Annotated in this window: 12 protein-coding genes; 9 read left to right on the top strand and 3 right to left on the bottom strand. The window is 44.1% G+C overall.

Annotated elements, in window-relative coordinates; all coding sequences use genetic code 11:
* Nucleotides 1-359: 359 nt before the first annotated feature.
* Genes LW728_RS21605 through LW728_RS21615 form a run of 3 tightly spaced genes read right to left on the bottom strand, consistent with a single transcriptional unit; the run spans nucleotide 360 to nucleotide 1,586 of the window.
* Nucleotides 360-848, bottom strand: coding sequence for a diacylglycerol kinase family protein (locus LW728_RS21605; RefSeq protein WP_004163644.1), 489 nt, complete (start codon nucleotides 846-848; stop codon nucleotides 360-362).
* A gap of 28 nt (nucleotides 849-876) precedes the next feature.
* Complete coding sequence (gene ybeY, locus LW728_RS21610; RefSeq protein ID WP_004163645.1) at nucleotides 877-1,389, bottom strand: rRNA maturation RNase YbeY; 513 nt, start codon at nucleotides 1,387-1,389, stop codon at nucleotides 877-879.
* Nucleotides 1,390-1,400: 11 nt separating this feature from the next.
* Complete coding sequence (locus tag LW728_RS21615; RefSeq protein ID WP_002797124.1) at nucleotides 1,401-1,586, bottom strand: DUF3285 domain-containing protein; 186 nt, start codon at nucleotides 1,584-1,586, stop codon at nucleotides 1,401-1,403.
* A 310-nt stretch (nucleotides 1,587-1,896) separates the two neighbouring features.
* Here LW728_RS21615 and LW728_RS21620 point away from each other — a divergent pair, with 310 nt between their 5' ends.
* The 9 genes from LW728_RS21620 to LW728_RS21660 all read left to right on the top strand — a co-directional run bounded on the left by LW728_RS21620 (nucleotide 1,897) and on the right by LW728_RS21660 (nucleotide 7,114).
* Nucleotides 1,897-3,348 (top strand): RecQ family ATP-dependent DNA helicase, encoded by a 1,452-nt coding sequence (locus LW728_RS21620; RefSeq protein WP_287768187.1) that lies wholly within the window; start codon nucleotides 1,897-1,899, stop codon nucleotides 3,346-3,348.
* Between the two features lie 419 nt (nucleotides 3,349-3,767).
* Nucleotides 3,768-4,328: a hypothetical protein gene (locus LW728_RS23490; protein ID WP_042790988.1), complete on the top strand. Its 561-nt coding sequence runs from the start codon at nucleotides 3,768-3,770 to the stop codon at nucleotides 4,326-4,328.
* 176 nt (nucleotides 4,329-4,504) lie between these two features.
* Nucleotides 4,505-4,690 (top strand): PEP-CTERM sorting domain-containing protein, encoded by a 186-nt coding sequence (locus LW728_RS21630; protein ID WP_287768189.1) that lies wholly within the window; start codon nucleotides 4,505-4,507, stop codon nucleotides 4,688-4,690.
* Between the two features lie 190 nt (nucleotides 4,691-4,880).
* Nucleotides 4,881-5,126, top strand: a complete 246-nt coding sequence (locus LW728_RS21635; protein ID WP_002770883.1) for a UPF0175 family protein — start codon at nucleotides 4,881-4,883, stop codon at nucleotides 5,124-5,126.
* The gene (locus LW728_RS21640; protein WP_004163648.1) at nucleotides 5,123-5,608 is read left to right on the top strand and encodes a PIN domain-containing protein; all 486 of its coding nucleotides are present in this window, start codon (nucleotides 5,123-5,125) and stop codon (nucleotides 5,606-5,608) included. Before LW728_RS21635 ends, LW728_RS21640 begins: the two co-directional genes overlap by 4 nt.
* A 281-nt stretch (nucleotides 5,609-5,889) precedes the next feature.
* Nucleotides 5,890-6,165 (top strand): hypothetical protein, encoded by a 276-nt coding sequence (locus LW728_RS21645; RefSeq protein ID WP_002752924.1) that lies wholly within the window; start codon nucleotides 5,890-5,892, stop codon nucleotides 6,163-6,165.
* Nucleotides 6,162-6,530, top strand: coding sequence for a hypothetical protein (locus tag LW728_RS21650; RefSeq protein ID WP_002752923.1), 369 nt, complete (start codon nucleotides 6,162-6,164; stop codon nucleotides 6,528-6,530). The genes LW728_RS21645 and LW728_RS21650 overlap by 4 nt, the downstream gene beginning before the upstream one ends.
* 190 nt (nucleotides 6,531-6,720) lie before the next feature.
* Nucleotides 6,721-6,771 carry a hypothetical protein gene (locus LW728_RS21655; protein WP_230400958.1) on the top strand — a complete coding sequence of 17 codons (51 nt, stop codon included), beginning with the start codon at nucleotides 6,721-6,723 and terminating at the stop codon, nucleotides 6,769-6,771.
* A 142-nt stretch (nucleotides 6,772-6,913) separates the two neighbouring features.
* Nucleotides 6,914-7,114: a DUF4160 domain-containing protein gene (locus LW728_RS21660; protein WP_287768192.1), complete on the top strand. Its 201-nt coding sequence runs from the start codon at nucleotides 6,914-6,916 to the stop codon at nucleotides 7,112-7,114.
* Nucleotides 7,115-7,208: the final 94 nt, after the last annotated feature.

Here is a 7,208-nt window from a genome sequence, read left to right on the forward strand (position 1 = left end):
TTTTTCCCTGAAAATTAGGTAGTTGACCACCTGAAAATCGGTAAAACCCTACACCCCACACCCCACACCCCACACCCTACCCCCAGGAAAAACTTTTTCAGCAGACCCTACTTATCAGTGATCAGTTATCAGTGATCAGTTAAGCTGTTGACTATCTAATATTACTGGTTAAGACTGCACCGCAGTGCCGGAGTTGGCAGCAGGGAGAGGAAGTTCGAGCATTTGTACTGAAGTTTCCCCTACGCGGTTTAAATTCAGTAAACAGTAATCAGTGATCAGATTTGAGTTTTCAGTTCACTGTTCACTGTTTACTGGACGGCTACGCCGTGCCTTTGGCAACACGGAAAAAAGCTTCCCGCTTAAACTAATAAATGGGGAATAAAAATAAAAGCCGCTACGAGTAAAGCGGCGATCGAGGCGATTAAAACGGCACCAGCGGCACAATCTTTCGCTATTTTGGCTAAATCATGGTAGGATTGCCCCACCGTCAGATCCACCACTGATTCTAGGGCAGTGTTGATTAATTCTAAGACCATCACCAGAGCGCAGGTAAGGGTGACAATCGCCATTTCCAGGGCATCAACCCGCAAAAATAAGCCCCAACTAATCGCTACTAGGGTAATCAGGGTGTGAATGCGAAAATTTCTTTGACTGACAAAAGCATAACGGACTCCGGCCCAAGCGTAGCGAAAACTGACTAATAGATTCGAGGCGACTTGCCAAGCGTATTCTCTTTGAGTCGAATTGTTGCCCTCACTCACCTGTCCCGATCGAGGGATAAAGTTATTGTTGAGATAGGGATTAGATAGGCTGGTAGATTGGTTGGCTTTATGATAGTTTGTCTTCATATTCCTCAATAATGCTTGACAAAAACAACTAACTATGTATCGGCATTTCGACGGTTTTTAACAAAGTTTCCTGTAAAGATAGCATTTCTAACAGACTTGTTTCATCGGGATGATCCCAACCCAAAAGATGTAAACAAGCGTGGGCAGTTAACCAGGCCAATTCTCGCGCCAAAGAATGATTTTGTGTTAAAGCCTGTTGTTGTGCTGTCTCCACAGAGATGATAATATCCCCCAAATATAAAGGTTCTGTCTCTAAAATGCCCTCATCGACTGGGAAATCCACTTCCAGAGCGGCAAAAGCGAGAACATCCGTCGGTTGATCTTTGTGGCGATACTGGGAATTATAGGTCCGAATTTCTCGATCGTCTGTTAAACGCAAACTTAGTTCATAACCGGCGGCAACGGGGAGATAATCCGATAGATAGCCTAACCATGTCTCCAACCAATAGTGCCAAGTTTCCCCATCCACAGGACTATTTCCGGGATCAAAATAATTATCCTGTAGGCATAAATCCACCCCTAGGGGCAAAGTCTCACTCACCAGATTTCATCCTAGGGACGCGTCAGATAGGAAACACCGACAAAAAAGCCTAATAGGGCTGCTGTAGTCAAAAAAAAGTGTTTTAACGAGACGCCTTTTTTCTTGACCATATTCCGCATCGCCAGCTTGACGTAACTGGGTTGCGCTTCGGTGGCGGTTTCTACTGCGGGGTCAGTGGTGCTAACAGGTTCAGTCATCAGTAATTCCCCAGACAAGGATTGATCGCTATAAGTGTAACAGATTATTAAAGAAGTGCAAAAAAAATTCAATTATGGGAAAAATTGTTACCCTTCCAGGATAGTAAAAACCGCTCAAACTGTTTAACCCAGAGGTTTCTAACCAGTTGCGCCTTTAAACCAGCCCCTGAATTTTGATACAAATGCTCTCCTCTCCCCCGCTCCCTTCTCCCCTCTCCCCAATTCATAATTCATAATTCCCACTCCCCACTCTCCTGCTCCCCAATTCATAATTCATAATTCATAATTCATAATTCCCAGCAGTTAACCCATGTCTTCCCAAGATACCGAAAGCATCCGGACTATTTTTCAGAAAATTTGGGGCTATGATAGCTTTCGCTTTCCCCAACAGGAGATTATCGAGACGATTTTAGCGGCAAAAGATGCCCTGATTGTCATGCCCACGGGATTCGGTAAATCTATCTGTTTTCAATTGCCCGCTTTATTAAAAACCGGCTTAACCCTAGTGATTTCCCCCTTAGTTGCCCTGATGGAAAATCAGGTGGAGGAATTATTAGCCAAAAAATTACCCGTTGCCCTGATTCATAATGAAATCCCCCGACAACAGAGAAAGAAAACCTTAGCAGCGATCGCAGATCAAACCCTGCGACTTCTCTATCTTTCCCCAGAAACCCTCTTAAGTCCGCCCCTCTGGTCAAAATTAACCCTTCCCCACGTTAAAATTAACGCTCTCATCCTCGACGAGGCCCATTGTTTAACCCAGTGGGGCGATAATTTTCGTCCTGCTTACCGTCGTCTTGGGGCTGTCCGTCCCGCTCTTCTACAATCAAAACCGGCCGGCAGCCAAATAGCGATCGCTGCTTTCACCGCCACCGCTAACCCCGCTACCCGTGAGACGCTCACCCGCATCTTACAACTAGAAAAACCACAGCTTTTCTTAATAAATCCTTACCGTCAAAACCTTGACTTAAGCACCAAAATATGTATTAGCCCCGGTTGTCGTCGTCATCAACTATTAAACTTCCTCACCGGTCAACCTCGACAATCCGGCCTGATCTATACTCGTTCCCGTCGCCATAGTGAAAATTTAGCGGCATGGTTGCAATCTCTCCATTATCGCACCAGTGCCTATCATGCCGGTTTATCCCCCTTTCAGCGTCGGGAAATAGAACAAAATTGGCTGCGGGGGGATTTAACTTTTGTTGTCTGTACCTCAGCTTTTGGCATGGGTATCAATAAACCCGACGTGCGTTGGGTTGTCCACTACCAACCCCCAGCTTTACTATCGGAATACCTACAGGAAATCGGCCGCGGTGGTCGCGATGGCGGTAAAATGCAGGCTCTCACCTTAATTAGTGAACCGACGGGATGGTTAGATAATAGCGATAAAAACCAGCAAAAATTCTTTAACTCCCAACAGGAACGCCAATACCGACAAGCTTGGCAAATTTTAGCCCAAATTCCCCTAGAGGGCAAAGTAGAGGCGATTAGTGCCGAATTTCCCGATGGTGCGCTTATTCTCTCCCTTTTACACAGTCTCGATCGCCTAGAATGGCTCGATCCTTTTCATTATCGGCTTATTTATCCTCATAATTCAGCCAAGATGACTTTTAAACCCAGAAATGAGATATTTCCCTACCTCTATACCCGTCGCTGTCGTTGGCACTTTCTCTTAAATGCCTTTGGGTTTCAGGAAAATGCCGATAATTTTCGCTGTGGTCATTGCGATAATTGTCGTCGCAATCGACCTCTGGTAAGCTAGGGAGCGCCAGAGCAGGGAGAGCAGAGCATTTGTACTAAATTTTTTATGTCTTTTTTCTCCTCCTGTCTCGGATTCTCCTCACTTAAGGTCAGATTTTTGATTTTTGCAGGAGATCTATAGCGGTTTTCCCAGAAGTTAGTCCCCATTGAATCTATCAAGGGATTTACCATACCTTACCCGAAATAATAGTGAAATTTTGTAACAAAGTGCAGCCAGATACAAGAATCTTTGCTAGATTTCTAGAAAGCTTCTGTGATAAGTCTCCTTAAAAAGAGATTGTTTGCAGTAAGCTAATCTGGCTAACACGCTTTTGGGCGTGATATGGGGGAAAGTTCTTGGTTTCTGTATAATTAATAGTTATACGCTTTTAGAAAAATTTGCTGTGAAGCTTTAATCTCAATCTTTTTAAGGGTTTAATTATGTCAAACAAAAATTCTGACGAATTGGCGCAAAAACTCGCCCAGCGTTTTGGTGATGCTAACGTATCTAAACGAGCTTTGAGTGCCCTTATGGCTAATACATTTTCAAAAATGTACTTTATAATTGACAGAGAATGGAATCAAGGTGAAAAGCTTTACAAGAACATGATTTTAACCTCAATCCGATACTTAGAGGAATGCGGATCAGGCAATTATAATAACATTATGGAAAGTTTAGTCGCTATCAACTCTTTACCACTTGTTTGTAAGAAGTCTTCTGATGCTGGGGCTAGTATAACTGCTGCTATTGCGGCTAGTATCAAAGAAACTTATGATGCTTTAGAAACAAATGAAATTTCTGTCATAAGGAAGAGAATAGGAGGTCATATCTCATTTTTTAGTACAATAGTTAGTGTGTCTAAACAGGAATCATTAATCAGTCAAGAAGAATTAACTACACTTTCGCAGAACATTCCAGCTAATCTTAAGTATATTCTTGAAAAATTTGATAGTGGAGAATGGAATGAAAATACACTCATTCATCAATCTGATTTGGTGTGATCGGGGCATAACACATCATTGGAGCGGACAATGTTAGAGATTTTGGTGTTGAGTTGATAGACTATCGCTTGCCGCTCAATTCAACCGTTATGCCGACAAGCTTCCGAATAGTCCCTAGTTAGGTTAAATTACACATTCACGAGGAAAAAAGCTATCGCTGTAGGGTGCGTTCCCTAATGCAAGTCCTACTGCTCCACCGATCGATTTTTGGGGAACGCACCATGCACATTTACTGTGGGTTTAAGTGCGATGCCGCTCCCCCCGCTCAAACCCCGGAACCCTCTGCCCTCGTTGGTCTGGGGGCTGTCGTCGCTCTGGGGGCTGGCTTCAAGCGCCGCCCCACTCAGGCAGACAAAAACTAAGCTTTAATTGAAGGTATTACAACAGGAGAACCGCAAGGGTCTCTTTTTTTGCTATTTAAAAGAGGATTATTTGATATTTGCTTCTTTTTAACGGAGATTGGAGAAATCATAAACCTCCCTCAAGGCACTAGACACAAGCGAGCTATCATAAAACCATCGCTGATTTGACAATCGCCAACCCCTAAAAATTATGAGCGTAGTTATTCCTAATGACATACTGACCGCATCAGGACTCTCCGAAGACGAGCTAAAACTAGAAATCGCCATCATGCTCTTTAAACAAGACAAAATCAGCATCGGCAAAGCCCGTCATCTTGCAGGCATGAACCTCCTCCAATTTCAACACGAACTTAATCTACGAGAGATTTGTGTCCATTATGACCTTGAAGAATTAGAAGAAGACATCCAAACCTTACAAAAACTAGGCAGACTATGATCGTCGTGAGTGACACCTCACCCATTACCAACCTAGCCGCCGTTAACCAGTTAACCCTTTTGCATCAACTCTATGGAACAATTATCATTCCTCAAGCCGTTTATGAGGAAATGGCGAGTTTAGGTTACGCCGTTCCTGGCACGATTGAAATCATGACCTTATCTTGGATAGAAACACGGCCCGTCACCCAGCAAAACCAAGTTAATCAACTACTCAATAAATTAGACCGAGGAGAATCAGAAGGGATTATTTTAGCGCTAGAATTAGGCGCAGATATATTAATTTTGGATGAAAGAAAAGGACGCAAAGTTGCACGATCTCTTGGGCTAAATATTACTGGAATATTGGGCGTTTTACTCGAAGCCAAGCAAAAAGAATTGATTATGAATATTAAACCGATTGTTGATCAGCTAATCTCAAAAGCAGAATTCCGAATTAGCGAAACACTCTACAGAAAGGTTTTGACAATTGCGGGAGAATGAGTCTATTGCAATATTTCAACCCATTTTACAAAGTGCGATGCCGAAGGCACTGCGTAGCAGCACGCCGATCTTGTAGGGTGCGTTCCCTAATGTGGCTCCTACTGCTCCACCGATCGATTTTGGGGAACGCACCATGCACATTGATTGAAGCGCCGATTCAAATTTGAAGTGCACCACTGGGGGGCTTGCGATGAGGCGGCTCATCAGTAGTAGAGCGGGAGCACTTCGTTAGAATAAATCAGAGTATCATTAAGGCAAAATACTGAGTTGAGGTCAACCAGATGGCAGTTCGTCAACGGCGTTATCCCAAAGATGAGTTAGCCGAGCGAGGGCAAAAACTCTACGAATCTGGCATTCGGCAGCAAGTCGAAGCCGGTAATGAAGGTAAGATTGTAGCGATCGACATTGAAACTGGAGAGTTTGAAGTCGATGAAAACGTTGTGCCTGCAACTAATCGGCTCTTTGAACGTCACCCCGATGCCCAACCTTGGATCATTCGTATCGGACATCGCGCTGTTTATCATTTCGGGGCACGGAGTTTGAAGAAAAATCCATGATGGAAGGTGTTGTAAATTTGCGGCGTGAAGCCACGCTAAGGATTGTAGTCGGAAACTCAAATCGGCAACTGCAAGCGGTTGACGCGGTGATTGATACTGGGTTCAATGGATTTTTATCTTTGCCCTCTACAATCATCGCTACATTAAATTTACCTTGGAGTGGTTCTGATTTTGTCACGCTGGGTGATGGCAGTGAAACTTATTTTGATCTGTACACTGGGACTGTGATATGGGATGGGCAGTACCAAGAGATTGATATTGCAGAATCAGAAACAGAGCCTCTACTAGGAATGGCGCTGCTTTACAGATATCGGTTGCAGGTCGATAACATTGAGGGCGGTAAGGTCAAGATTGAAGCCTTATGAGCCAGTGCTAGAAGAGATTCGGTGAGGCGCGGTCTAACAACGCAGCCGTAGGGTGCGTTCCCTAATATGGCTCCTACTGCTCCAGCGATCGATTTTTGGGGAACGCACCATGCACATTGATTGAAACTGTGGGTTAAAGTGCGATGCCGCTCCTCCCGCTCAAACCCCAGAACCCTCTGCCCTCGTTGGTCTGGGGGCTGTCGTCGCTCTGGGGGCTGGCTTCAAGCGCCGCCGCGCCTAGGCAGACAAAAACTAAGCGTTAATTGAAGGTATTACAACAGGAGAACCGCAAGGGTCTCTTTTTTTGTGGGTAATTGTGAATTAGAGAAATTGACATATAATAAGAGCATAGAGCTAAATATACCTTTAAAATAGCTTTTCTCATGCCTACCGTCCTTCAAGTTGGGCCTTACAGTTTTATCTTTTTCAGTTCAGATCAACGAGAGCCAGCCCATATCCATGTCAAACGCGATCGCAAACTCGCTAAATATTGGCTTGATCCCATTACCTTAGAGAAAAACCGAGGATTCAAAGAACATGAATTAAACCAGATTGCTAAACTAATAACTGGACTTCCCCGTTGACAAAAGGCCATAACCTGTGCTGTAGAAGGGATTAAGAGAATTTACAGCGCCCCGTTACTGGGTACAAATCAGGGAAACTCCCAATAAATCTAAC

Origin of the sequence: Microcystis sp. 49638_E5 (assembly GCF_021300285.1) — a bacterium.
Classification (GTDB): domain Bacteria; phylum Cyanobacteriota; class Cyanobacteriia; order Cyanobacteriales; family Microcystaceae; genus Microcystis; species Microcystis aeruginosa_C.

Bases quoted from the DNA above. Each gene is read 5' to 3' on its own strand.
- LW728_RS21605 (WP_004163644.1), bottom strand. From the start codon at position 848: ATGAAGACAAACTATCATAAAGCCAACCAATCTACCAGCCTATCTAAT.
- LW728_RS21615 (WP_002797124.1), bottom strand. From the start codon at position 1,586: ATGACTGAACCTGTTAGCACCACTGACCCCGCAGTAGAAACCGCCACC.
- LW728_RS21620 (WP_287768187.1), top strand. From the start codon at position 1,897: ATGTCTTCCCAAGATACCGAAAGCATCCGGACTATTTTTCAGAAAATT.
- LW728_RS23490 (WP_042790988.1), top strand. From the start codon at position 3,768: ATGTCAAACAAAAATTCTGACGAATTGGCGCAAAAACTCGCCCAGCGT.
- LW728_RS21630 (WP_287768189.1), top strand. From the start codon at position 4,505: ATGCAAGTCCTACTGCTCCACCGATCGATTTTTGGGGAACGCACCATG.
- LW728_RS21635 (WP_002770883.1), top strand. From the start codon at position 4,881: ATGAGCGTAGTTATTCCTAATGACATACTGACCGCATCAGGACTCTCC.
- LW728_RS21640 (WP_004163648.1), top strand. From the start codon at position 5,123: ATGATCGTCGTGAGTGACACCTCACCCATTACCAACCTAGCCGCCGTT.
- LW728_RS21645 (WP_002752924.1), top strand. From the start codon at position 5,890: ATGGCAGTTCGTCAACGGCGTTATCCCAAAGATGAGTTAGCCGAGCGA.
- LW728_RS21650 (WP_002752923.1), top strand. From the start codon at position 6,162: ATGATGGAAGGTGTTGTAAATTTGCGGCGTGAAGCCACGCTAAGGATT.
- LW728_RS21660 (WP_287768192.1), top strand. From the start codon at position 6,914: ATGCCTACCGTCCTTCAAGTTGGGCCTTACAGTTTTATCTTTTTCAGT.